This window comes from Asaia sp. Ae19-3, from assembly GCF_059801175.1.
Map to the genome: position 1 here is coordinate 2,574,513 of NZ_JBCHWF010000001.1, position 24,899 is coordinate 2,599,411.

A 24,899-nucleotide genomic window follows, 5' to 3' on the forward strand; every position below is an offset into this window, starting at 1 on the left:
GCCTCTATATCGCGTATCTCAGTCGTTATAATATAACTAAAGGCGACTTTTTTGCGCCAGACCCTGTTCCTGCTGATCTGCTTCCTGTCCCTGCTGGGCTCCGCACGCGCCGAGCCGGTAAGGGTTTTCTGTGCCGAGGCGCTGTGGTGCGATCTGGCCAAGGCTCTTGGGGGCGCTGCTGTCAGCACGACCAGCATTCTGACCTCCCCACGCATCGACCCGCATGATTTTCAGGTCACGCCCGATATGGCGCGCAAACTGGCCGATTCCAATATCGTGCTGATGATGGGCGGGCATTATGACGACTGGGTGCCGCCTCTTCTGGCGGCACAGCCCAGCACGTCACGCCATGTAATTTCCGTTGCCTCACTGGCGGGGCTTGGGCCCAATGACAACCCGCATCTCTTCGACGATCCCGAAGCGGTCAGACACATGGTCGAGGCGCTTTCGACTGAGCTGACCCGGCATCTGCCGGATGACGCGCCATCGATCAGGGCCCGTCAGAACGACCTGACAGCCATGATGACGTCTTTTGCCGATCGCCTGAAAAAGCTTCGCCCCCAGACAAAGGGTATGAAGATTGCCGTGGCCGAACCCGTAGGCGGACCATTGCTGCAGGCCCTCGGTATCGAGGTAATCGATCCGGAATTCGCTCTGGCGGCAATGAACCACGACGACCCGGCGCCACGCGATGTCGCCCGTCTGGAAGACGCGCTTCGCAAAAAGCAGGTCCGGATTCTGCTCATCAATCCGACCGTCAGAAGCCCCTCTCTGGCGCGTATAGAAGCGCTGGCGCGCGACTCACATGTGACCATTGTGAGCTTTGACGAATTTCCCGAGGCGGGACAGCCCTGGCAGGACTGGATGAAAGCCCGGCTGGACCGGCTGGTTGCGGCGCTCGGTGTTCATGGCTGATATCCCTTCCGCGATCCTGCTGGATCGGGTGACGCTGAGCCATGGTGCGCGTCTCCTTGTCGAAAAGGCCGATCTCGCCCTGAAACCGGGCAGCTTCACGGTGCTGGCGGGTGCCAACGGCCATGGCAAGACGACGCTGATGCGCGCCCTGCTGGGGCTGCATCCCGCCCGTGAGGGCAGGATTGCGGTTCTGGGCCGCGCGCCGCGCGCCGCGCGCCAGTTGATCGGTTATATGCCCCAGGAACGTCGGCTTCCCGCCCCGCAACTGACCGGGCGCGCCCTGATTGCTGCCTCGTGGCATGGGACGCGTTTCGGTCTGCCGGGCTGGGGGCGTGGCCTTGCGGACGATCTCAAGGCAGCCCTGTCGCTGACTGGTGCCGAAGCTCTGGCCGAACAACCGCTTAGCCAGCTTTCCGGCGGGGAGAGACAAAGGCTGTTTCTTGCCGAGGCACTGCTCGACAAACCCGCCCTGCTCGTACTCGACGAGCCGCTGAGCGGCATGGATCTCCACTGGCAGCAGAAAATCCTGACCATGCTTCAGGCCCGCTGCCGCGAGACAGGCATGGCCGTGCTGATGTCGTGCCATGGGCTCGATATCGTCAGACCCTTTGCCGACCATCTGCTGCAGATCTCTGAGCACAAACTGGAGCTGAGCGATGCTGCATTATGAGTTCATGCAGAATGCCTTTCTGGCCTCCGGTGTCGTCGCCATACTGAGCGGCCTCGTTGGCTGGTTTCTCGTTCTGCGTGGTCAGAGCTTTGCGGGTCATGCCCTTTCTCATATCGGCTTTGCCGGGGCGACGGGCGCCGTGCTGATCGGGTTGTCACCGCTCATGGGCATGGCGCTTTCAGCCGTGATCGCCGGATTGGTTCTGGGGTGGGAAGCCGAAGGCGATCTGCGCGCCAATGCCGCAACGGCCAATCATAGAGACAGCGTGATCGGCCTTGTTCTGGCTGCGAGTCTCGGGCTGGGGCTTCTGTTTCTGCAATGGCAGCACGCACCTGTCAGCAGCACGACAGCACTCCTGTTCGGCAACGTGCTGGGGGTGGATCACGCCACGCTGCGTCTGCTGTTTCTTCTCGCCGGGCTCTGTCTGGCAGGGCTGTGTTTTCTGGCGCGGCCTCTTCTTTTTGCCAGCCTCGACCCCGATCTTGCGGCGGCAAAAGGCGTCAGGCTGCGGTTTGTCGCGTGTGGCTTCATGAGCGTTGTGGCGCTGGCCACGGCCATCTGCTCGGAAACGACCGGCATATTGCTGGTGTTCAGCCTGCTTGTCGGTCCTGCGGCCTGCATGCTGAGGCTGGGTCTGGCCCCATGGGCAGGCCTTACCGGCTCAGCCCTTCTGGCGCTGGCCCTGTCATGGGGCGGGCTCGTTCTGTCATGGTATACGGATGCGCCGGTATCGTTCTGGATCAGCCTTGGCGCCGCACTCAGTTATATCGCCGTGAGATTTCTCGCGCCCGCAACGCGCTAGGCGTTTCTCCCGCAATGACGCCGTCAGGCGTCCTTCAGTCGATATGCCAATCGAGCAGCATGATGCCCACGATAAAGGCTGCCAGCACGATATGCATGATGATCAGTTCACGCAGATTGATCGTGGGCACATCGGGCTTAAGCTTGGACATCTTGGCCATGAACGGCTCCTTCTTCCTTTTTACCCGGCTGGTTTAAACCAATTAGCGGGTATCCGGTTATATCGTCATGAAAAATAATTCAGAGACGGTTCGCCCCGAAGCGACGCATCACGACGATCATCCGATCGAGGTTTCGCCCTATGCGAAATACATCCTGATTCTGGCCGCCGTTGTGGCAGCCATATGCGGCGGCCTTTACGGCTATGATACGGGCATCATCTCGGGCGCCCTGCTGCTGATCTCGGATGATTTCCATCTCAGCAGCACAATGCAGGAGATGGTGGCCTCCGCCATTCTGGCGGGTGCCATCATCGGGGCACTGGCGGCGGGATCGTTTTCTGAGAAATACGGGCGGCGCGCCTGCGTGACCCTGGTAAGCGGCGTATTCGTGCTGGGCGCCCTGGCCTGCGCCTTTGCGCCGGATGTGTGGCTGCTGATCGTCGCGCGCGTGTTCCTCGGGTTTGCGGTTGGCGGATCAACCCAGGTCGTGCCGATGTACATTTCCGAGCTGGCCCCGGCTGAAAAGCGCGGCACGCTGGTGACCATGTTCAACGTGGCCATCGGCCTCGGCATTCTTCTGGCCAATATCATCGGCTTCACCCAGCGCGAGGCCTGGGGCTGGCGCCCGATGGTCGGGCTGGCCGCCCTGCCTGCTGCCGTCGTGTTCGTCTCTATGTTCTTCATGCCCAAGAGCCCGCGCTGGACGGCAGAAAACGAAGGCATGAAACGCGCCATCATCGAACTGGGGCGCATCCGCACTTCCAAGAAGGTCATCCGCAAGGAAGTGCGCGAAATGCGCGAGAACGCGGAAGCAGCCGACCCCAGGAACCGTGGCTGGAAGGGGTTGTTCCGTCCATGGGTGCGCCCTGCTCTGGTGGCGGCGCTCGGCGTGGCCTTCTTCACGCAGTGCGGCGGTCTGGAGATGATGATCTATTACGCGCCGACCTTTCTGCGCGATGCGGGTTTCGGGGCCTCCTCCGCCCTGATGGCCTCGCTGGGTGTGGCCATCACCTACTGCATCATGACATTTATCGGCTGTCTGATCGTCGATCGCGTAGGGCGTCGCCGCCTCATGCTGATCATGGGTCCGGGTTCGATCGTCAGCCTGATCGGGCTTGGCATCGTCTTCGCCATGCATCCGGCACCGAACAGTGTCGGCTCCTATCTGGTGATCGTCTTCCTGCTGCTGTTCATGGCATTCAATTCGGGCGGTATCCAGGTCTGTGGCTGGCTGCTGGGTGCCGAGATGTTCCCGCTCTCCATGCGCGGTCAGGCCACCAGCCTGCACGCCGCAACGCTCTGGGGCTCGGACCTGCTCGTGACCGGCACGGCGCTGACACTGGTGCAGCTCATCACTCTGGGTGGCACCATGTGGTTCTATGCCGCGGTCAATCTGGCCTCGGTGTTGTTCATCTTCTTCTTCGTGCCCGAGACTGCTGGCGCCACGCTTGAAGATATCGAACTGGCCCTGCATGAGAAGCGCTTCCGCCCGACCCGTGGCCAGACACGCATCGTGTCAGAGGACGAACAGGAAGAAGCCGCCGCCTGAGGGTAATGATCTTTGCCTGATCAGGACATGATGAACGGGGTAGCTCCTACAGCAGGAGCCACCCCGTTTGCGGAACTGGCATTACGATCAGAAGATCGCTAAAAGCACCCTCATAGTGACTGGAGCCATCCAGACCGCAGCGTCCCGGCGCATGGGGCTTTCCGCATGCGGGACAGGCGAGAAGTAGGATCAAGATGAGCTGGCTGACCGAATACGTTCGACCGAAAATCCGTGGCCTTTTGCAGCGCGAGGTGCCCGACAACCTCTGGACCAGCTGTGAATCCTGCTCACAGATGATCCTCATCAAGGATCTGGAAAAGGCACAGCGCGTCTGCCCGCATTGCAACCATCACGGCAAGGTTAAGGCCACCGAACGCCTCGACTGGACGTTTGATGACGGCAAATACACCAGGATCGAACTGCCCAAGGTGCCGAGCGATCCGCTCGGCTTCCGCGACCAGAAGAAATATGCCGATCGTCTGAAAGACGCAAAGGCCAAGACCCATCTCGATGAGTCACTGGCTGTGGCGCATGGCAAGATCGGCGGCCACGATGCGGTCGTAGCCGTGATGGCCTATGAGTTCATGGCGGGCACCATGGGCACCGCACTGGGTGAAGCCTTTATCGCCGCCTGCCGTCTGGCTGTGCTGCAGAAGGCCGCTCTTGTGATCTACACGGCCTCTGGTGGCGCCCGTATGCAGGAGGGCGTTCTGTCGCTCATGCAGATGCCACGCACGACCATCGGCGTCGAGATGCTCAAGGATGCGGGCCTGCCCTATATCGTTGTTCTGACCAACCCGACGACTGGCGGTGTTTCTGCATCGTTCGCCATGCTGGGCGATGTCCAGATTGCCGAGCCGGAGGCGCTCATCGCCTTTACCGGCCCCCGCGTGATTCAGGACACGGTGCGCGAGAAGCTGCCCGAAGGCTTTCAGCGTTCGGAATATCTGCGTGACCACGGCATGGTCGACATGGTCGTGTCGCGTCATGACCTGCATGCGAAGCTTGGCAGCCTGATCGGCATGATGATGAACAAGCCTGCTGCTGCGGCGGTCGAAGCCGCCTGACAGAATGACTGCCCCCGCTCTGGCGACAGAGCGGGGTTTTTACTGCCTACCGGATGATTTCCATGACGACCAAAGCGCCCCCGGCCAAGCTCAGCGATGAATATGAGGGCCGGACCGGCGCCGTTCTGGCCCGGGTTCAGGCGCTTTATCCCAAGCTCATAGATCTCTCTCTCGATCGTCTTCATGCCCTGCTGGGCAAGCTGGGTAATCCTGAGCGCTCGCTGCCGCCGGTCATTCATGTGGCGGGCACCAATGGCAAGGGCAGCACCTGTGCCACGCTGCGTGCCATCGCCGAGACTGCCGGATGGTCGGTGCATGTCATGACCAGCCCGCATCTGGTCGATGTTACCGAACGCTTCCGTATCGCCGGAAAACTGGTGAGTGAAGACGCGCTTGTCGCTACACTCGAGGAAATCGAGCGCGTCAATGCGGGCGACCCCATCACCGTTTTTGAGGTCCTGACAGCAGCGGGGCTTCTGCTTTTCGCGCGAAACAGGGCCGATCTGGTCATTCTGGAAGTCGGTCTGGGCGGGCGTCTGGATGCCACCAATGTGGTGGCCCGCCCCGCCGCCTGTGTGATCACACCTGTCGATCTCGATCATCAGGCCTTTCTGGGCGAGACGCTGGCGCTCATCGCCGCCGAGAAGGCGGGCATCATCAAGCCGGGTGTGCCTGTGGTCTGTGCCGCCCAGCAGGAGGCGGCACGGCTTGTCATCGAGGCCAGGGCAACAGCCTGCGCCGCCCCGCTATGGCAGGTCGGACGCGAGATCGGTTTTACGCTCCATGAAGGGGGCGGGCTGTCCTATCACGATCCGCTGGGCGCCCTTTCCCTGCCAGCCCCCGGTCTGAAGGGGGTCCATCAGGCAGGCAATGCTGCCCTTGCCGTGGCGGCTCTGCGCGCCAGTGGTCTGCCTGTCCCTGAAACGGCGTGGGCCGGTATTGCCCAGACGCAATGGCCCGCCCGTTTGCAACGTCTGGAAGGCAGGCTTGCCGCACAACTGCCCGAGGGGTGGGAGCTATGGCTGGATGGCGGTCATAACCCCAATGCAGGTGAAGCTCTGGCTCCGACACTCGCAGCCTGGTCGGACCGCCCCCTGCATGTGATCGTAGGCATGAAGCAGAGCAAGGATGCCTCAGGCTTTCTCCGTCCGGTGCAGCGCCATGCCACGACGCTTCATGCTGTGAGCGAAGAAGGCCAGCACCTTGCCTTGCCCGTCGAGGATATCGTTGCGGCCTCTGGTGGCGTCGCTCTGCCCGGACCGACCATCAGCGCTATTCTCCCGCGTCTGCAGGGACCGCCCGCCCGGGTGCTGATCTGCGGCAGCCTCTATCTCGCAGGTGTGGTGTTGAAGCAGGATGGCTCCATCCCGCAATAGGACCCCCGCGCCTGAGCAGCCGACCGGTAGATCCTACGCTTTTTGCTAGAGAGGTCGCTCGCGACCCAGAGCCGGACGCCGGATATAGCGGCCCTTGCCGCGTTCGGCGCGAAGCGTACCCTCATCCCACACCACAACGCCCTGACTGATGGTTTTCACCGCCAGTCCTGTCAGGGTCATGCCCTCATAGAGCGTATAATCGACATTCTGATGCAGGGCGCCCGCCGTGATTGTACGGCTGGCTGACGGGTCCCAGAGCACAAGATCAGCATCGGCCCCTGGCGCAATACAGCCCTTTCTCGGGTAGAGATTGAAGATGCGCGCCGTATTGGTGGAGGTGATGGCCACGAATTCTTCAGCGCTCAGACGACCGCTGACCACGCCATGATGCCACAGAACGCTCATGCGTTCCTCGATGCCGGGCACGCCATTGGGTATCCTGGTGAAATCGTCGCGCCCGCGCATTTTCTGGTCCTGACAGAAGCAGCAATGATCGGTTGCTGTCGTCTGCAATTGTCCTGAGATCAAGCCGCCCCAAAGGGCCTTCTGATGGGCTTTGGGGCGAAAGGGAGGGCTCATGACATGGCGCGCCGCCTGAAGCCAGTCGCTGTCATGATACACACTCTCGTCAAAGACCAGATGCTGAGGCAGGACCTCACCATAAACCTTAAGCCCTTTAAGCCGTGCCGCCGCAATGGCCTGTGTCGCCTCTTCGGTCGAGACATGCACGATATAAAGCGGCGTGTCGTCGAGCTCGGCCAGGGTAATGGCCCGCTGCGCGGCCTCCCCTTCAATGGCTGCCGGTCGTGAGAGCGGGTGAGATGACGGGCCGGTCTCCCCTTTCGCCAGAAGCTGCGCCTGCAGAAACGCGATGGCATCGCCGTTTTCGGCATGAACAGTGCAGAGGGCGCCCAGCTCTCGTGCGCGTTGCATCGAGCGCAGAAAGACCGTGTCATCGATCATCAGCGCATTTTTATAGGCCATGAAATGCTTGAAGGAGTTCACCCCGCCTTCCCTGACGAGACGCCCCATATCGTCATGAACCTGCTCATCCCAATGCGTCACGGCGACATGAAAGCCATAATCCGAAGCAGCTTTTTCAGCCTTGCCCCGCCAGTCGCGCCAGGCGTCGAAAAGCGATTGCCCCTGATCGGGAATGACAAAATCGATGATGCTTGTCGTCCCACCCGCAAGACCTGCCGCCGTGCTGGTGAAGAAATCATCGCTTGCTGTAGTGCCCATGAAGGGCATTTCCATATGGGTGTGCGGATCGATACCGCCCGGCATGACCAGTAGCCCGCTGGCATCGATGACCGTACAGCCTGTCGGCGCTTCCAGATTGGCGCCTATCCGGGCAATCTGACCCGCATCGTCGCATAATATATCGGCATCGAAGCGCCGTTCTGCCGTAACGATGAGGCCGCCCTTGATCAGTAGCATGCGCTTGTTCCCGTCGCCAAAAAGCCCGAAACAGAATATCGTTGTATTATCGAAATCATAGAGCTAGCCTGACCAGATGGTCAATCTATTGCTCGATTTCTGTCGGGTTTATTGAGGCAGGGGCAAGGAAATGGCGCAGTCAGGGATAGTCTTTCCGTCAGGGCCGCTATCGAATGCCGATCTCGCTCCGGTTCAGGAGCGGCACTGGGCATGGCGCGATTATCTCTTTCTCTGGATGTCCAATGTCCATAGCGTTGCAGGCTATCTGACGCTCGGCAGCTTTTTCACCATGGGGCTGAATGTCGGTGCCGTATTGGCCGGGCTCGTTCTGGCCATTCTGCTGGTGCATCTCCTGTGCAATCTCGTGGCCGTGCCGAGCCAGAAAGGCGGTGTGCCCTTTCCCGTCATGATAAGGGCGGCTTTTGGCGTTTATGGCGCGATCATTCCGGCACTGGTACGTGGTGTGATTGCGGTCGGCTGGTATGGTATTCAGACCTGGCTTGCCTCAAACGCCATCGTTCTGTTCGTTCTGCATTTCTTTCCCTCCACGCTGTCTTATGCCGATCTGCACCGTCATGGGGCACTGGGTCTTTCGATGCTGGGCTGGGCGGCTTTCCTCTCTGTCTGGCTGCTGCAACTGGCAGTGTTCTGGCGCGGCATGGAGGCTATTCGTCACTTCATCGACTGGGCTGGCCCGGCCATTTATGGCGTCATTCTTGTTCTCGATGCGGCGCTTCTGATCCGGACCCATGGGCAGTGGCATTTCTCCGTTCTGCCTCAGGGCGGGTTATCGATATCTGCCACAGCAGGCGGCGCGCTGGCCGTGACCTCTCTTACCCTCGCCTATTTCTCACCCATCATTCTGAATTTCGGCGATTTTGCACGCTATGGCATCAGTATGGGTGACGTGCGTCGGGGTAATTTCTGGGGGCTGCCAATCAATTTCATGGCGTTTGTCCTGCTTGTGCTGACCACGATCATTCTGACGCAGCCTGCACTAGGCCGCCTTGTGCTCGACCCCGCTGAAACCATCGTTCTTTTCGACAGCCAGACCATTCTTCTTGTCGGCACGCTGACGCTTGTGGCCGCAACGATCGGCATCAATATCTCGGCCAATTTCGTCTCGGCTGCGTTCGATTTTTCGAATATCGCCCCGTCAGCCATCTCATGGCGTCAGGGCGGGATCATCGCATCGATCGGCGCCATCGTGCTGACACCGTGGAATTTCTACGCCCATCCCGAACTCATCCATCTGACGCTGGATATTCTGGGACTGTTTATCGCCCCTGTGACAAGCATCCTGCTTGTCGACTACTACATCGTGCAGAAAAGACAGCTTGATCTCGCGGCGCTTTACAGCACCGCTCACGACGACACCTACTGGTACAGCCGCGGCATGAACCCGAGGGCGCTGACAGCCCTTGGTCTGTCTGTCATCCTCGGTCTGCTGGTTGTCTTCCTGCCCGCACTCGCCGCGCTGCAGAACTTCTCATGGGCCATCGGTTTTGTTGCTGGCGGGATTGCTCATGCCCTTTTGTCGCACTTCAGCCCAGCTGCACGAAAAGCGGTCTGATGAGGGTCAGGAAAGTCTCGATTCCGGCTTCATAATCCGTGTCGAGCAGGCTCTCGCGATCAAGCAGGGCCTCGAACTGCACCTGCATATCGGCATAGGCCTGCGTACCTGACCAGAGCAGACACATGAAATGCGTCGGATCGATCACCCGCATCAGCCCTTTTGCCTGCCAGGCCAGAAAGATTTCGGCATGTCTCTCCACATGGGCGCGCAGGGTCTCTTTCAGAAAACCCTGAATCATCTGGCCGCCTGAAAGCAATTCCTGGGCAAAAAGACGCGACCCTTCCGGGCGCGTGCGCGAGAAGGCCATCTTGGCGCGTATATAGCCCTCCATCCCCTCCATCGGGTCGCGCTCTGGCGATAGCCATTCATCGGCATCTGCCAGCCATATATCGAGCAGACGCGCCAGAGTGGCCTGATAAAGGGCCTCCTTGGAGTGGAAATAATAGAGGATATTGGCTTTCGGGATGCCGCAGAGCCCGGCTATCTCCTCAACACGCGTGCCTTTCAGCCCTCGCGTGCCGAATGTCCATTCCGCCGCATTGAGGATCTGCGGCAAGGTGGCGCGTCGCGGCGCGCTGGGTTTTCTGCTTCTTGTCGGCTCGCAGAGATCTGTCACACCGTCGATCCTCTCATCAGAAAGCCCGGTCGGCCCTCAGCAACGCCCCCAGCAGCACATTGGCGCCTGCCTCGGCTTCGGCCTCCGTAATGCTTTCGGATTCGTTATGACTTAGCCCGTCGCGACAGGGAACGAAAATCATGGCCGTCGGGGCAACACGCGCCATATAGGCGGCATCATGGCCCGGACCTGAGACGATCTTCATCGACTCAAATCCGGCCTCGGCGGCAGCGTCACTGACCATGGCAACGCAGCGCGGATCGAAGGGAACGGCTGGCGCGTCCCAGATCGGCCGGATGGCGAGCGTCACCCCCATTGTCTCGGCAATCGCCTTGAACCGGGCCCTCAGCTCCTGCTCCATCAAGGCAACGATGCCGTCATCGGGATGACGCAGATCGACCGTAAAGAAGGTCTCGCTGGGAACGACATTGCTGCTGTTGGGCCTGTTTTCGATCAGTCCGACCGTACCCAGAGCCTGCGGCGCATGAGCGCGGGCGATATCCGAAACGGCACCGATCATGGTGGCGGCTGCCAGAAGGGCATCACTGCGCAGGGTCATGGGGGTAGAGCCGGCATGGGCATCCTTTCCGCCAATCGTCACCTCATACCAGCGCATGCCCTGCACACCCGTCACGGCACCAATGACACGGTTCTCCACCTCGAGAATCGGCCCCTGTTCGATATGCAGCTCGAAATATGCCGCGACCGGTGTGGCACGACAGGGTCTCTCCCCACGATAGCCAATGGCATCGAGAGCATCGCCAAACCGGATGCCAGCGCGGTCATGCTTGTCGAGCACCTCCTGCTCGGTAAAGGCGCCTGCATAGGCACCAGAGCACATCATGGGAGGCGAAAAGCGCGAGCCTTCCTCATTCGTCCAGTTGATCAGCTCGATCGGATGACGGGTGACATGACCCGACTCCTCAAGCGCGCGCAACACGGCGAGACCGCCCAGCACTCCGAGGATACCATCGAATTTTCCACCCGTAGGCTGGGTATCGAGATGGCTGCCCATGGTGAGCGGGGGCAAGGTCTCATCCTGGCCCCGGCGTCTGGCAAACATGTTCCCGAGTGTATCCACCGTCACGACACAGCCAAGCCGGGTGCAGGCAGCGGCAAACCAGTCGCGCACCTGACGGTCTTCTTCTGTCAGGGTCAGCCGCCTTATGCCGCCTTTCTCCGTGCCACCAAAACGGGCGGTTTCCATCAGATCGGCCCAGAGGGCGCTACCGTCGATGCGAATATTGCTCATGCTCTGCCTTTCGCTCTTTACGCTGTGAGACGATGCGTATTGGAGGGATGCTCGAGCCAGGTCATCTCGCTGTCGACGGGCTGGGGCACCATGGTGATGCAGTCATCCACCGGGCAGACATGGGCGCAGAGATTACAGCCGACGCATTCATCCTCGATCACGCTGTAATGGCGGCGATCGGGGCCGGTCTGTCTGGCGATGGCCTGATGAGACGTGTCTTCGCAGGCGATATGACACAACCCGCATCCGACACAGCTTTTCTGGTCGATATGTGCGAGCGTGCGAAAATTCATGTTGAGCTGATTCCACGGCACGAAACGCGACACGGCCCTGCCGCTCAGATCGGGCAAGGTGGCGTAGTCTTTCGTATCCATCCAGTTCGACAGGCCATCGATCATGTCTTCGACAATGCGAAAGCCGTAATGCATGGCTGCGGTGCAGACCTGCAGCGCGTGAGACCCCATGGCCATAAATTCGGCCGCATCGCGCCAGTTGCTGATCCCGCCCATACCTGAGATCGGTATGCCCGCCATTTCCGGGTCGCGCGCAATTTCGCCGATCATGCGCAGTGCAATCGGCTTGACCGCCGGACCGCAATACCCGCCATGCGTGCCCTTGCCGCCTACGACTGGCATGGGCGCCATGGCATCGAGATCGACCCCGATGACCGACTGAATGGTATTGATGAGAGAGACGGCATCGGCCCCGCCCCGGCGCGCAGCACGGGCAGGCATGAGGATATTGGTCACATTGGGTGTCAGCTTGACGATGACGGGCATACGCGTGTTCTGCTTGCACCAGCGCGTGACCATCTCGACATATTCCGGCACCTGACCGACCGCAGAGCCCATGTTGCGCTCGGACATGCCATGCGGGCAGCCGAAATTGAGCTCGATCCCGTCAGCCCCAGTCTCTTCGATCAGGGGCAGGATAGCCTTCCAGCGATGCTCTTCGCAGGGCACCATCAGACTGACGATCAGCGCGCGGTCAGGAAAATCGCGTTTGACGCGCTTGATCTCGGCAATATTGGTCGCCAGAGGCCGGTCCGAAATCAGCTCGATATTATTCAGCCCCATCAGACGGCGGCCTTCGAATGCGAGCGCGCCATAACGCGAACTGAGATTCACCACAGGCGGGTCTTCACCCAGCGTTTTCCAGACCACGCCGCCCCAGCCTGCCTCGAAGGCGCGGCGGACATTATATTCCTTGTCGGTCGGGGGCGCAGAGGCCAGCCAGAACGGGTTGGGAGATGTAATTCCGGCGAAATTCGTGCGCAGATCGGCCATGGTCAGTTTACTCTCATCCCGGCATTGCTGAAATCGGCATGAATGGCTTCGGCCGCCTCACGCCCGTCACGCACAGCGGCAACGGTCAGGTCATCACCTGCAGTGCAATCGCCCCCGGCATAGACATTATTCAGGCTTGTGCGGCCCTGCGCATCGACAACGATACGCCCGTTTTCGATCAGGATCTGATCCTGCGCGATCGGATCTGGCAAAAAGACCTGCCCGATGGCTTTCAGCACCATGTCGGCCTCAAGCGTGAAGGTCTCAGGCGTGCCTGCAGGCAGCCCATCAGGATCGGTCCGCCTGAAGGTCACTCCACGCAGGCCGCCATCTTCGGTCTCCAGCCGCAAGGGAGCCGCCCACAGACGAATGGTGACGCCATTGGTCTGTGCCCATTCGCGCTCGACAGGGGTGGCCGTCATGGTTGCTTCGCCCCGACGATAGACGAGCGTCACCTCCTCTGCCCCCAGTCGCCTGGCCTGCACGGCAGCATCAATGGCGGTATTGCCGCCGCCAATGACCACGACCCGCCGCCCGACAGCACTCTCCGCAAGCGGGTGAGAACGAAGATGCTCGATGAAAGCCACCGCGTCCTGCACACCGGCAATGGTTTCGTGCTCAAGACCCAGAGCCCTCACACCGCCAAGACCGATTGCCAGAAAGACAGCATCGAAATCCTGCCTCAGCGCGGCAAGGGTCAGGGTGTCACCAAGTATGGCGCCGCCCTGAAAGCTGATGCCACCGATTGCGAGCAGAAAATCGATTTCCTTGCGCGCAAAATCATCCGCCAGCTTATAGGCGGCGACACCATATTCATTGAGACCCCCCATTTTGTCGTGACGGTCGAAAATCGTGACATCATGCCCGTGGCGCGCCAGACGGTGGGCGCAGGCCAGACCGGCTGGCCCAGCACCAATAATGGCAACACGACGCCCGCTGGCCGTTGCCCGCGTGAAGGGGTGGGCTTCCTGCGCCATCTGCCAGTCTGTGGCATAGCGCTGCAAGGCACCGATACGGACAGCCTTGTGTGTTTCGATTGCGGTATGAACGCATTTCTGTTCGCACAGGATTTCCGTCGGGCACACCCGGGCGCAGGACCCGCCCAGAATATTGGACTGAAGAATGGTCCTGGCGGCACCGGCGATATTCTTGGAGGCAATGGCCTTGATGAAGCGCGGGATATCGATATCGGTCGGACAGGCTTCGATGCAGGGGGCATCATAACAATAAAAGCAGCGATCGGCTTCAAGCGCCGCCTGCTCTGCGGTCAGGCCGGGATGAGCATCGGCGAAATTCCGGCTTAGCGCGTCATCTGGCAGGCGACCGCAGGCAATATCAGGACACATGGGCAGCTCTCATCCACATCATTCCATATTCCAAACGTTACGGGCGTACTCGTCTTTGATGCAAGATAATTTTGACCAGATATTCAGGTTTGTGTGTGCTGGACCTTTTTCTCAAAAACCGGTCGAAAGAGAGACGGAAATCGCGAAAGTCGGCTGGATTGTATAAAGCGACGATGATCCGGCGATGCTCGTGCCGTAGATCCCCTGCACAGTTTTCGCATTCGGCGTGAACGCATAGACCGCGTTGCGATAAATAGAGCCGATCATGTTCTGCATATTGATCTGAAGCTGAGGGCTATGCAAAAATCCGGTCTGATGCAGGCGGTAGCCGAGCGTCACGTTGTTGTTGATATAAGCGGGCATTTTTTCGTCATTCATCAGCGTTGCATATTGCGCGCCGATATATTTCAGCCCGAGATTGGCAAAAAAGCTCCCATCATCCCAATCCAGCCCAAGAGCCGCCTGATATTTTGGCGCAGAAACGGCGTGTTTGCCGCTTGTCGGCAGGAGATCGCCATTGATCGGAATATTATTGTCGATACGCGCATCGAGAAATTCGAAACTCGCGTAAGGGCGCAGATGCTTCAGGATCGGGCGCGTGCCGATCTGCACATCCACACCGCGTGATGTCTGTCCTCCTGCATTCAGGGTCATGGGGGTCAGGGCACCGTTCACATAGCTGTTGAGCGCCAGCTGACGATTGGTGAAATTGTAATTGAAGAAGGAGATTTCGCCGACGATAAGGTCATCATGATAACGATATCCGAGTTCTTCCTCGATGGAGTATTCGGGTTTAACGCTTGAGGGCGCGCTCTGCAGGGCGCCCCCGGCAGGGCTGTAAAGCTCGAACAGCGTACTGTTATTGGTCGTGCGAAAATTTGTGACCCCAAGCACATAGAGTTCCGAGTGCTTGTCGATCTGGTAGCGTGCGCTGATCTGCGGCAGAGGCTCGAATACATTCTGCCCGCGCCGGGGCGTCGAGACGGGGACGTAGCTGTCGACCCCACGTGACACCATGGCCGCACGAAGCCCTGCTTTTACCTCGAGGCGATCGCGCAGCAGCGAAAGCCTGTCACCAAGATACAGCATATTGATCTGGGTAAAGGTATTATAATCTGAGGCGTACCATTTCTGCCCCGATGTCGTGCGGTAGATGAGCGGGCCATAATCGCCGTAGATATTCTCCGGCCCACCATCGACCGGATTGATGCGCGAGACAGGCGTTGCCTGATTCAGACGGGACCATTCATACCACCAACCGAAAGTCAGAGTATTCCGACCCTCTGTCCAGTCGAGCGATGCGTTGCTGCCACCGCGATGATAGCTGTAATAATTGGGCGTATAGACCAGTTGCGACGTCGTCCTGCTGAGACGGCCATCACCATTCAGATCAACATCGACCGGCGACGACCCTGAATAGGTGGCACCCTCGGTTGCCAGAGCGGCTCCACCGATCGATCCTGATCCCCACCAGAGATAAGGGGTATCGTGAAAACGCAGCCCATGCCCGAAATCAAGCTCGGTCGGGGCTGAAGCAACCAGATTCTGGAACGCATCGAGCGCATAGAGGTGATAGCCGAGCCCCGCCATGTAGGAACGCGACAGGTCATTACCCGCACCATATTGCGCAAACTCTGCGGCAGTAGGCCACCGACTGAACTGCAATGTATTATCGTTATAGCTCATGACGAGCGACGTGCGGCTATGGGCAGCAATATCCTTCACCAGCTTGAAGTCGATATGTTTGCGCATATTGGTGCCCGGCCCCCGCCAGTTATTGGCCCGGGTATAGGAAAAAGAAGCAAAAGCCCGCACGCCACTCTGCCCGATGTCACCTGTATCCGCGCGGATAAGACCACGTGCCAGATTATAGGTGCCGTAGGTCATGTTCACATAACCCTCGCGATGATGAGAGGGATCACGCAAGGTGGCGTAGGCGCTACCGGCAGCAGCAGAGATGGCCGGGGTCGAGAGATCGACCGAGCCAGGCATCAATGAAACCTGCTGCAGATTATCGCCATCAGAGGTCTGATTGGCATAAAAACCACCGGAACCGATATCGCTGACCGGGACGCCTTCATAGATCCAGCCGATCTGATCACCCGGCAGGCCGCGCAGATACATATTGCCGCCGACAATACCGTATGGATCCATCAACGCGACATAAGCCGAAGGCTCGAGCGCCAGCACCTGTACGGGGTTGGAAGTGGGCGATTGCTTGGCGATATAATCGCGTGTCACCGTCTGGATCGTGCCTGCACGGGTCTCGCGGCGTAACAGACCACCCCCCACCTGCTGACCGGTGACACCATTGGCCGTTTTATGACCTGGCGCTGACACCGTTATTTCTTCAGACTTATGTGGTTTACGCGCAGTACTCCGGTCAGGCTGGTGGGAACCACGCTCGTTTATAGCCAACGGAGTCGAATGCGCTGAGCAGATCGATATCGCAACGATTGTGGGCGAGAAAAAGAGGGCTGAGCGGCAAGAACGCATATCATCTCCGCGATATTTCGATTCCGTTACGAATTTAGCCTTTCATATCTTGCCTGAATGGACAAGAAATTTTTGTTACTCGCTTGGCTCCCTGCAAGCCGATCAGTTCAGCTCATGCATGAAGGTCCTATTATACTGCTGATGATGTAGTTTTAAGGCGCACTCCGCCGAGAGCATTCGTCTCTTTATTATCGCCAGATGAAGGACCGGGCGGAAGGGAGCGCGTCAACGGCGCACGGCCCTCAAGAATCCCCTCGGCATGCGCCATGCCCATCATCCTGCCGATTCTGCCTCCAGATAACTGTATCAAATCGATCTCACGCTGCCTCATCAGATTTTGTCCATGAGCACTCGACGCATTCACAATAGGAACGCCTTCAACCGGGATCGTCTTCTCGTCCACTGCGATACAGTCCCGCTCTGGTAGTCGGCGCTGCCTTAACCTTGACGAAGCTGGAAATCTTCAAGCTGAAGTTAGCTTTCGAGAGGATACGAAAGTTCCAGATCATTATTGGCTACATAGTGACTTCTGAAAGAAATTACTGGTTGTCGAGAAACGCGATTGGCGCGAGAAGGACCCAGGTGCATGGTATGCTCTCTATCCCGGCAGAGCGACGATGCGCGCCAAGAGGATGAAGACAGACCGATATGCGTTATCTTGTCACAGGCGGAGCTGGATTCGTCGGAAGCCACACAGTCCTGGCATTGCTCGATGCGGGTCATGAGGTTGTTGTTCTGGACAATCTGAGCACGGGTCACCGCCAGGCAATTCCTCAAGGCGTGGCGTTACATGAAGTCGATCTTCTGGACGCAGCCGCTACATCTGCTGTCGTTGCCCAGGGCCCATGGGATGGGGTCCTGCATTTCGCCGCTCTCTCTCTTGTAGGAGACAGCATGCGTGATCCATTCCACTATCTGCGACAGAACTATCTGACCGCTCTCAACCTCGTTCAGAGCTGTGTCGAACATCACGTCAGGAAAATCGTTTTCTCCTCGACCGCAGCCCTGTTCGGCGGTCCCGAGCGCTCGACCCCCATTCCCGAAACGGCCCCCACCCAGCCCGGGTCGCCCTATGGTGAGAGCAAGCTCATGATCGAGCGAGTGCTTTACTGGGCCGATGCCGTCTATGGTCTGAGAAGTGCCTGCCTGCGCTACTTCAATGCCGCCGGCGCAGACCCTCTCGGCCGGGCCGGAGAAGACCACCGACCCGAAACGCATCTGATTCCTTTGACAATCGATGCTGCCCTCGGCCGCCGTCCTGCACTAAAACTCTTCGGAACAGATTATCCGACACGTGATGGCTCGTGCATCCGGGATTATATCCATGTGACAGACCTTGCCGATGCGCATATACGTGCGCTCGGCCAGATCGACAGCCGGAGCGTCACCTACAATATCGGTAATGGGCAGGGCTATTCCAATCTCGAAGTGATCGAAAGCGTCGAGCGCGTGAGTGGCCGCAAGGTCCCGTGGGAAGCCGCACCGCGACGGGAGGGCGACCCTTCTTTGCTCGTGGCGGACTCCACGACCCTCCGCAACGAAACCGGCTGGGAGCCAAAATTCGAAACGCTTGACCGCATCGTAGAGACAGCCCTGCGTTGGCGAGAAATCCATCCTGACGGATATGGCTCCTGAGCATTCCCTTGCGCTGTTCTGAGACGTAAAGTGGGAGGCGGCTCTCCGATGGGGCGCCGCAAGACGGACAATCGAAAAATATACGTGATTGGAATCCTAGCCTTGGTGCGGCGAAGCCAAGGGGGATTCATGAACGACTATCCCGGTGAAATGCGACGAGCCGCGAGTAGCCTGCCCCCAAACGGTCTATCACCACCGAAAAATGGTCGAAAACCTGTAAGCGCATCTCAAGGCGCAGAAAGCAGTCGTCACACGATACGAAAAAACCGCCACATCCTTCATGACCGTCATCTGTATCGTTGCAACCGCCGCTTATCCCAAAACTTAAAAGGACCTAACATACGCCAAGAAATTTATCAAATTAGAAATCTTTATGCATGAGGTATGTAAAAACAAAATTTTTAAGTGTTTTTATAAATTTTTCTCCAAAATCCCTCACTAGTCATGTATTTTATATTATCTTTATAGTCATTTTTTACACTGCTATATTTCTGCCTGACAATTTTCTCCACCTTTGAGAAAGTTCTTTTTTCCTTTGCGAGTCGAACTGCATCACGACGAGCACAATACCCCTCCTGCGTAGGACCATAGTAATATAATATGTTATTATATCTGAAGGTCGCTCGGATATCGCCCGAAAAATTTTTCGGTAGAAATAGCCATGTGTCTTTCCTGAGGAAATTAGGCAACAGGGTCCCGTTAAGCGTCAAGCTACGCAAAAGACGACGTTTCCTGCTCTCGTGCCAATGTGGCTCTGTTCTCGCGAACGTCGGCGCAATGTCGGTCAAACGGATTTTTTGCATTTTTTCTTCTTGGATAAGAGCGGAAAATTCTTTGCGAATTGCCGAAGTATCCATATTCTCAAGCCAGAATGCATGGCCTTTCATAGCATCGAAGGCAGCCTTAGAGATAGCTTGCGCCGTCGCATAATTATACGAATAGATAGCTGCATTGAAAAATTGCCGTAAGAGCTTGATGCAATCTTCCACATTTGCATCCATATGCGTCATCTTCTGCACAAGATGATTACGCACATCCAGGTAAATTTGTAATGGACCACTCTTATAGCCGAAGTCATCACCATAACAGGCAATGCCATTTTGCGTGATGATGTCGAATTTGTTCATCATGCTGAACATGATATCATCGCCTCTCACGAAAAACGGGAAGGCGTAGTGCTGCACATCACGCAAGCAGAATGCAAAAAACCACCATCCGCCGAAATCCGGCTTCTGATCTACATATTCGCTCAGTAGCAAATGATGCACATGCCGCATGTCCAACCCGTGCTTGAGCGGCTGGCACATCCCGTCAAACCGCGCACCTTTCTCGAAGAGGAAATGGTGCGCGAGATCTCGCAGCAGCGCCCCTGCCACGGCCACCTTTTCCCCGACAACATAGCCGAGAAGCGCATGCGTTCTTAGAATGGATTCAAGTTCGCAGGATGCATCGTCATCCATGAACAAGCAATGGGTAAAAGATTTTTCGTCCTGCAGATGTAGAAGACCCCGCGTAAAACCACCTGATCCCCCAAGATTCTGATTTGGAAGCAACGTAGCACCTTCTACATCCTCCGAAGCGAGAGTTTGAGAGTTATCTACGATGACAAGAGAGATTTGATCTTTATAGGTCGGATTGGTCAGTAGCCCTTCTCGAATACGGCGGGCGGCAGAAATAACATATTTCTCTCGCTTGAAATGAGTGATGACGATGCCAAGGCAGACCTCCCTTTCAGGGGCTTTTGTTGTGCTGAAGCACCCTCCGGTCAGACATCCCTCAGTTATAGCCTCAAGTTCGACATAGATCATGCCATTCACGAGCGACGGCCAAGCTTCGATATTCAGGGTCGTCGTAGAACCTTCAATAAGACTGACCCGTTTTTCAATCAGCGATACTCTATCGCATTCAAGACGATGCAACCCAATTCGGACGACGAACGTTCCGCTGCCTGCAAGGGAAAATAGCAGATCAGGAATCTTGCAGTTATCTTGCCATGACTGGACCGTAAGGCCATTGTAAAAAGTATCAAACGAGCATTTTCCACCCGGGAAAAATACGGTTTTTTCTTCCGAAAGGACAGATATAACACTCTGATTCAGCAGGCGGACGTACATATCGTCATTGCCACCGAATTCAAGGCTAGGCATTATTAGGCGCTGCAATGGATACAGGGGCACAGATGAATATGTCTGTGTCGACGTATAGGTATTATTATTCACTTCCGTACCCTTAGGATGAGGCAAAACGCCGCAAGATGAAAACGACTATCTTTTTTGAAACAAAGTAGCTGCCCACGCAAGCACTGTCACACGCTAGTCGGTTAGTGCCGCAAGGATAAGTGATTTAATTTCAATATACTGTACTAATCTGACTTCCGCGGGAAGCTTGAGCGCCGGACGCATTGGGCCGGTAATGGCCCGCATCACTGTGCGCTCGCTGGAATGCCACCCAACCCTTCATTTCCACGCGGCGCCAGTGACCGAGCATATATCAATTTGATTGGGTCGTGTCGAAAAAAGACCTGATTCGGAGCCTTGGTGCGGCGAAGCCATGAGGCTTCCTTCCACTCTCGTGAAAATACCACACCATCAAACCCCGGGACTAAACACCTAGTGACGTCCTCTTCCTGATGGAATGACCGGCAGGATCCAGTTACCTGCAGATCTTGGCCGAAATTGTCACTATCAAAGTCCCGATCAGCCAGTATGGCTCTGGGGCAGGGAATGAGCACAGACCATGGCGTCGTTGATATTGTGCTGCCAGTCATCGCTCAGACATGTGTCTTCAAGGTTTATAGCATGGCATCCCACACCCCTTGTTTAGCTGGACGACGGGACCGAATAGACACAGAGTTGCACTTTGCTATAGCGCTCATGCCACTCCCGCCAGGGGCAGCCGGTTCGAAGAACAGGCTGCATGCCGTCAGGAACCTAGCAATTGTCTCCAATTAGACGAGCTCAGCCAGCCATTCCATGGTGTCATCATGCTCAGGTAGCGAGGTAAACAAGCAAGAAGTGAGATTGACCGTATTGACTGGTCTGACAGACGTGGGAGCCTGCTTATTGGAGTGGCTACAAACCGGCATTGAGCCCATTTCTCTTATAAGAGGAATGGGCATCTGGATCTGAGTGACCGTCTCTTTAAGCGAGCGGATCAATGCAGAACGTAGGAGCCGACGTGCCCGCGTCTTGCGCGGACAGAAACTGTTCAGCTGCATCCAGCGCTTCTGCAATCGTAATGTGCATATCGAGATAACGATACGTGCCCAAACGACCTACAAAAGTGACGCCCTGCTCTGCTTTGGCCAACTCAACATAACGCTGCAAGCGAGCCTTATCGTGAACAAGGCGGATTGGGTAATAAGGTGTATCGCTCTCTCCACACAAACGACTGTGCTCACGGAACAGAACTGTCTTCTCGTGGTTTTCCCAAGGCGTGAAATGCTTATGCTCGGCAACACGCGTCCAGGGCACGTTCTCATCGCAGTAGTTAATGACCGGATTGCCCTGATAGTCACCCTCAGCACGCACGGTTTCAAAGTCCAGCGTCCGATAGCTCAAGCGACCCTCAGTATGGTCAAACCAGGCATCGATCGGACCGCTATAAAAGACATGGGCGTAGTCAGCGGCCTGAGCCCGGGAAAAGCTAGTGGAAAGATGAACACGAATATTTTCGTGGTCGAGAATACGTTCTACAATATACGTATAGCCGTTCTCGGGAATTCCCTGATATTTGCTTCCATAGTAGTTGTCGTTATAGTCAAAACGTACAGGCAAACGCTTGAGAATACTGGCAGGCAATTCGGACGGCTCAAGCCCCCACTGTTTACGCGTGTAACCGCGGAAGAACGTTTCATAGATCTCACGACCGACAAAACGCAGGGCCTGATCCTCGAACGTACGCGGCTCCGTAATGCTCTGGTCGCCTTGTTCGGCGATGAAGTCACGGGCTTCCGCAGGTGAGAACTGCTTCTTGAAAAGCTGATTGATCGTCATCAGGTTGATCGGCATGGAGAAGACCTCTCCACGCGCATGCGCCTTGACCCGATTAATGAACGGCATGAAGCGATCAAACCGCTGCACATACTCCCAGACACGCTCGTTGCTGGTGTGAAAGATATGAGGACCATATACGTGGAGCATGATCCCACTCTCGACATCGCGCGCCGTGTAGCAGTTGCCTGCAACATGCTCACGAACATCGAAAACATCGACACTATATCCCCGGTCGGCCAATTCTCTTGCGATGACGCTACCCGAGAAACCAGCTCCAACAATCGCTATTTTCTTCATTATTCCTGACTCTTTAGTGCTCGTATGATGAAAAAGGAACGCTCTTTCGGGAGCGTATTCTATGCAATTTCTGGAAAATTCGGCGAGCAGACACGCTTTGTAATTGCCAGAGGCAGACCATCGGCGAAATTTCTCCCACCATTGAACCAGATCAGCTGGTCGTACCATCGCACCAGAAAAGGTCAGGAATGGCTTGCAAGCACTCGAACTGAAGCATGCTGTATCACTCCTCCCTTACCGTTGCAAACCTTCGGATAGTCACTCACGCCTAACTGACTTCGGGTTCTAAAAATCTTCCAGTCTGAATACTCCGATTGAGCAGAAAACCATTCTATGGTGGATCCCTCCTTCAAAATGGCCGACTCGTTTATTGAACATTATGCAATGATCCTAGATGATGGGCTTTAGAGCCCTTTTGGAAATTCAGCGTGAGGGGTTTTCAGGGCGTCTGGCGTGTGATTCACACTCAGGATGTGGACGCCAGAACAACGAGGCCGAATGGCCGACATCACCGGTAGGACGAAACGCTATCCATCTGATCTGACCGATGAAGAATGGGAGCGCATAGCGCCCCTGATGCCGCCTGCGAACCGGCGTGGCCGGAAACGGGTGACCGATTTTCGTGAGATCATCAATGCACTGCGCTATCTTGTCCGCTCGGGCTGCGGCTGGGAGATGCTGCCGGCTCACTTTGGTCCGTGGCAGACCGTCTATTGGTGGTTCCGCAGGCTGATGCGCCGTTTTCTGTTTCAGACGATCCATGATGTCTGCCTGATGCTGGATCGTGAAGCAGCGCGACGCGAAGCCAGCCCATCCGGTGGTGTCATTGACAGCCAGAGCATCAAGGCTCCTCATGCAAAGACCCGTGGCTATGACGCCGGCAAGAAGATCGTTGGTCGTAAGCGCCATATTGCGGTTGATACAGATGGCCGACTGCTTCTGGTCAGGCTGACCCCAGCCAATATTTCGGATAGTGCGGGTGCACAGATGATCCTGGGTGCTATCCGCAAACGCTGGCCGTGGGTGAAGCATCTGTTCGCAGATGGGGCCTATGACCGCTTGCAGTTGATAGACAAAGCCGCCTTTTTTAACTTCACGGTCGAGATCATCCAGCGCTCAGATACGGAAAAAGGATTTGAAATCCTGCCACGTCGATGGGTCGTTGAGCGGACATTCGGCTGGATGATCCGCTGGCGCCGACTGGTGAGGGATTACGAACAGCGTATCGACGTGGCAGAGGCCATGATCCACATCGCCATGGGAAGCCTAATGCTACGCCGAAACGCTCATCCGTGAATTTCCGAAAGGGCTCTTAGGAAAGATCAAATCAAGAAATAACGCAAGCTCATTATTTTTAATAATTTTCGTGATTTTATTTTATATATAAAATTACAACACAAACCTCAAAATAAAAAATAAGATTCCATGTTTTTTATCTACTCATTTCGGATATACCCACTACAAACTCATGCTTTCGTTCCGTATTTTGGAGAAAACCATCCCATACAGCGGTAAGCACCAACCTTCGTACATTGCGTATATTTCTGTTTTTCAGGTACAACCTAAAAATACCGAAAATAAGAAGCACCGAGAATGGAAAAAAAAGAATCCCGCACATTTTTCTATAAAAAATTATTCTGTTTCTAATAATATAGTACATCTTCCAATGACTATGCGAGAAATCTACCGTAGTGCTGCAGTCATGGTAAAATCGAATTCCTGGAACAAACTTTATTTTCCATCCGAGCGATCTTAATTTCCAAGTATACAGCGTATCATCGGCGTAAACGAACAGGTCTCTCTGCGGCAATCCCAAGCTGCCACGTACCAGTTCAGCGCGAACAAAAAAACCAACAAAGGATGCATAATCGACAGACAGCAGTTCATCTTTCTCATAGGCTGCTGAGTCTATTGCAAATGTTCTTTTCCTTTCTCTGATGAGGCGGATGATACTTCCTATTTTCTTGAACGGACTTAATCCAGGGCGGTTCATATCGCACACCGTATCGTCCGGAAAATAAACCGCTGCAGCAACACCCCCGGTCTCCGATGAAAGGACGAGAGACTGAAATTGACCGAGCGCTCCAGGCTGAGGCCAAGCGTCGTCATCGAAACAGACGATCCATTCACAATCTGTCTGACGGGCGGCATAATCCATGCCACGTGCGAACCCACCCGCGCCACCGAGATTGATAGTCTCATTCAGAATGTGGAGGCGTGGGTCTGTCTGGCTCGCCAACCAGCCTCTGGTACCATCGGGACTGGCATTATTGACGACAACCACAGAAGAAAAATTCTGTGCAAGTGTATGCTTTATAACCGTTTTGAGCATCGATAGCCGGTTATAGGTGACAATAACGGCCGTTACCTTGCAAGGGCCCTGTCCGGTTGAGGAGGCAGAATTGAGGGACATGTCGTGCC

General features: G+C 56.4%; 19 protein-coding genes. 9 read left to right on the plus strand and 10 right to left on the minus strand.

The window, feature by feature from the left end:
• Positions 1-51 precede the first annotated feature (51 nt).
• The 3 genes from AAID99_RS11255 to AAID99_RS11265 are packed head-to-tail and all read left to right on the plus strand — an operon-like array spanning position 52 to position 2,387.
• Positions 52-915: a metal ABC transporter solute-binding protein, Zn/Mn family gene (locus tag AAID99_RS11255; protein ID WP_498493889.1), complete on the plus strand. Its 864-nt coding sequence runs from the start codon at positions 52-54 to the stop codon at positions 913-915.
• Positions 908-1,585 (plus strand): metal ABC transporter ATP-binding protein, encoded by a 678-nt coding sequence (locus AAID99_RS11260; protein ID WP_188425455.1) that lies wholly within the window; start codon positions 908-910, stop codon positions 1,583-1,585. Before AAID99_RS11255 ends, AAID99_RS11260 begins: the two co-directional genes overlap by 8 nt.
• Positions 1,572-2,387, plus strand: a complete 816-nt coding sequence (locus AAID99_RS11265; protein WP_188425454.1) for a metal ABC transporter permease — start codon at positions 1,572-1,574, stop codon at positions 2,385-2,387. Before AAID99_RS11260 ends, AAID99_RS11265 begins: the two co-directional genes overlap by 14 nt.
• A 34-nt stretch (positions 2,388-2,421) precedes the next feature.
• Here AAID99_RS11265 and AAID99_RS11270 read toward each other — a convergent pair whose 3' ends face one another.
• Positions 2,422-2,547 (minus strand): hypothetical protein, encoded by a 126-nt coding sequence (locus AAID99_RS11270; RefSeq protein WP_264784144.1) that lies wholly within the window; start codon positions 2,545-2,547, stop codon positions 2,422-2,424.
• A gap of 67 nt (positions 2,548-2,614) precedes the next feature.
• On the opposite strand from AAID99_RS11270, the gene AAID99_RS11275 reads away from it, so the two are divergent.
• The 3 genes from AAID99_RS11275 (at position 2,615) to AAID99_RS11285 (ending at position 6,539) form a co-directional block, all read left to right on the plus strand.
• Positions 2,615-4,096, plus strand: coding sequence for a sugar porter family MFS transporter (locus AAID99_RS11275; protein WP_188425453.1), 1,482 nt, complete (start codon positions 2,615-2,617; stop codon positions 4,094-4,096).
• Between the two features lie 194 nt (positions 4,097-4,290).
• A complete protein-coding gene (gene accD, locus AAID99_RS11280) occupies positions 4,291-5,163 on the plus strand; it encodes an acetyl-CoA carboxylase, carboxyltransferase subunit beta (RefSeq protein WP_188425452.1) in 873 nt (290 codons plus the stop codon).
• A gap of 62 nt (positions 5,164-5,225) precedes the next feature.
• Positions 5,226-6,539 (plus strand): bifunctional folylpolyglutamate synthase/dihydrofolate synthase, encoded by a 1,314-nt coding sequence (locus AAID99_RS11285; RefSeq protein ID WP_188425451.1) that lies wholly within the window; start codon positions 5,226-5,228, stop codon positions 6,537-6,539.
• Positions 6,540-6,584: 45 nt separating this feature from the next.
• Here the strand turns inward: AAID99_RS11285 and hydA are convergent, their stop codons facing one another.
• Positions 6,585-7,979 (minus strand): dihydropyrimidinase, encoded by a 1,395-nt coding sequence (gene hydA / locus AAID99_RS11290; protein WP_498493891.1) that lies wholly within the window; start codon positions 7,977-7,979, stop codon positions 6,585-6,587.
• 130 nt (positions 7,980-8,109) lie between these two features.
• Between hydA and AAID99_RS11295 the strand changes: the two genes are divergently transcribed.
• Entirely contained in the window at positions 8,110-9,552 is a 1,443-nt protein-coding gene (locus AAID99_RS11295; RefSeq protein ID WP_498493892.1) for an NCS1 family nucleobase:cation symporter-1, read from the plus strand.
• On the opposite strand, the gene AAID99_RS11300 is transcribed toward AAID99_RS11295, so the two are convergent.
• The 5 genes from AAID99_RS11300 to AAID99_RS11320 form a co-directional block, all read right to left on the minus strand.
• Positions 9,524-10,171 carry a TetR family transcriptional regulator C-terminal domain-containing protein gene (locus AAID99_RS11300; RefSeq protein WP_188425448.1) on the minus strand — a complete coding sequence of 216 codons (648 nt, stop codon included), beginning with the start codon at positions 10,169-10,171 and terminating at the stop codon, positions 9,524-9,526. The genes AAID99_RS11295 and AAID99_RS11300 overlap by 29 nt on opposite strands.
• A gap of 16 nt (positions 10,172-10,187) precedes the next feature.
• On the minus strand, positions 10,188-11,423 hold the full coding sequence (locus tag AAID99_RS11305; RefSeq protein WP_188425447.1) for a M20 family metallo-hydrolase: 1,236 nt from the start codon (positions 11,421-11,423) through the stop codon (positions 10,188-10,190).
• 17 nt (positions 11,424-11,440) lie between these two features.
• Positions 11,441-12,709 (minus strand): NAD-dependent dihydropyrimidine dehydrogenase subunit PreA, encoded by a 1,269-nt coding sequence (gene preA, locus AAID99_RS11310; protein WP_498493893.1) that lies wholly within the window; start codon positions 12,707-12,709, stop codon positions 11,441-11,443.
• 2 nt (positions 12,710-12,711) lie between these two features.
• Complete coding sequence (locus AAID99_RS11315; RefSeq protein WP_498493894.1) at positions 12,712-14,055, minus strand: NAD(P)-dependent oxidoreductase; 1,344 nt, start codon at positions 14,053-14,055, stop codon at positions 12,712-12,714.
• Positions 14,056-14,166: 111 nt separating this feature from the next.
• Positions 14,167-16,395, minus strand: a complete 2,229-nt coding sequence (locus AAID99_RS11320) for a TonB-dependent receptor (protein WP_498493895.1) — start codon at positions 16,393-16,395, stop codon at positions 14,167-14,169.
• 804 nt (positions 16,396-17,199) lie between these two features.
• Between AAID99_RS11320 and galE the strand changes: the two genes are divergently transcribed.
• Entirely contained in the window at positions 17,200-18,186 is a 987-nt protein-coding gene (gene galE / locus AAID99_RS11325; RefSeq protein ID WP_498493896.1) for a UDP-glucose 4-epimerase GalE, read from the plus strand.
• Between the two features lie 401 nt (positions 18,187-18,587).
• Here the strand turns inward: galE and AAID99_RS11330 are convergent, their stop codons facing one another.
• Together AAID99_RS11330 and glf are read right to left on the minus strand one after the other, a co-directional pair.
• The gene (locus AAID99_RS11330; protein ID WP_498493897.1) at positions 18,588-20,333 is read right to left on the minus strand and encodes a glycosyltransferase family 2 protein; all 1,746 of its coding nucleotides are present in this window, start codon (positions 20,331-20,333) and stop codon (positions 18,588-18,590) included.
• A 993-nt stretch (positions 20,334-21,326) separates the two neighbouring features.
• On the minus strand, positions 21,327-22,478 hold the full coding sequence (gene glf, locus AAID99_RS11335) for a UDP-galactopyranose mutase (RefSeq protein ID WP_188425440.1): 1,152 nt from the start codon (positions 22,476-22,478) through the stop codon (positions 21,327-21,329).
• A gap of 471 nt (positions 22,479-22,949) precedes the next feature.
• Between glf and AAID99_RS11340 the strand changes: the two genes are divergently transcribed.
• A complete protein-coding gene (locus tag AAID99_RS11340; RefSeq protein ID WP_264784332.1) occupies positions 22,950-23,774 on the plus strand; it encodes an IS5 family transposase in 825 nt (274 codons plus the stop codon).
• A gap of 136 nt (positions 23,775-23,910) precedes the next feature.
• On the opposite strand, the gene AAID99_RS11345 is transcribed toward AAID99_RS11340, so the two are convergent.
• The gene (locus tag AAID99_RS11345) at positions 23,911-24,891 is read right to left on the minus strand and encodes a glycosyltransferase (protein WP_498493898.1); all 981 of its coding nucleotides are present in this window, start codon (positions 24,889-24,891) and stop codon (positions 23,911-23,913) included.
• Between the last annotated feature and the right edge of the window lie 8 nt (positions 24,892-24,899).

What these genes read in the sequence shown, in the direction of transcription:
- glf (WP_188425440.1), bottom strand. Translation starts at nt 22,478, where the DNA reads ATGAAGAAAATAGCGATTGTTGGAGCTGGTTTCTCGGGTAGCGTCATC.
- preA (WP_498493893.1), bottom strand. Translation starts at nt 12,709, where the DNA reads ATGGCCGATCTGCGCACGAATTTCGCCGGAATTACATCTCCCAACCCG.
- galE (WP_498493896.1), top strand. Translation starts at nt 17,200, where the DNA reads ATGCGTTATCTTGTCACAGGCGGAGCTGGATTCGTCGGAAGCCACACA.
- AAID99_RS11315 (WP_498493894.1), bottom strand. Translation starts at nt 14,055, where the DNA reads ATGTGTCCTGATATTGCCTGCGGTCGCCTGCCAGATGACGCGCTAAGC.
- hydA (WP_498493891.1), bottom strand. Translation starts at nt 7,979, where the DNA reads ATGCTACTGATCAAGGGCGGCCTCATCGTTACGGCAGAACGGCGCTTC.
- AAID99_RS11270 (WP_264784144.1), bottom strand. Translation starts at nt 2,547, where the DNA reads ATGGCCAAGATGTCCAAGCTTAAGCCCGATGTGCCCACGATCAATCTG.
- AAID99_RS11345 (WP_498493898.1), bottom strand. Translation starts at nt 24,891, where the DNA reads ATGTCCCTCAATTCTGCCTCCTCAACCGGACAGGGCCCTTGCAAGGTA.
- AAID99_RS11295 (WP_498493892.1), top strand. Translation starts at nt 8,110, where the DNA reads ATGGCGCAGTCAGGGATAGTCTTTCCGTCAGGGCCGCTATCGAATGCC.
- AAID99_RS11340 (WP_264784332.1), top strand. Translation starts at nt 22,950, where the DNA reads ATGTGGACGCCAGAACAACGAGGCCGAATGGCCGACATCACCGGTAGG.
- accD (WP_188425452.1), top strand. Translation starts at nt 4,291, where the DNA reads ATGAGCTGGCTGACCGAATACGTTCGACCGAAAATCCGTGGCCTTTTG.
- AAID99_RS11285 (WP_188425451.1), top strand. Translation starts at nt 5,226, where the DNA reads ATGACGACCAAAGCGCCCCCGGCCAAGCTCAGCGATGAATATGAGGGC.
- AAID99_RS11275 (WP_188425453.1), top strand. Translation starts at nt 2,615, where the DNA reads ATGAAAAATAATTCAGAGACGGTTCGCCCCGAAGCGACGCATCACGAC.
- AAID99_RS11305 (WP_188425447.1), bottom strand. Translation starts at nt 11,423, where the DNA reads ATGAGCAATATTCGCATCGACGGTAGCGCCCTCTGGGCCGATCTGATG.
- AAID99_RS11265 (WP_188425454.1), top strand. Translation starts at nt 1,572, where the DNA reads ATGCTGCATTATGAGTTCATGCAGAATGCCTTTCTGGCCTCCGGTGTC.
- AAID99_RS11330 (WP_498493897.1), bottom strand. Translation starts at nt 20,333, where the DNA reads ATGCCTAGCCTTGAATTCGGTGGCAATGACGATATGTACGTCCGCCTG.
- AAID99_RS11260 (WP_188425455.1), top strand. Translation starts at nt 908, where the DNA reads ATGGCTGATATCCCTTCCGCGATCCTGCTGGATCGGGTGACGCTGAGC.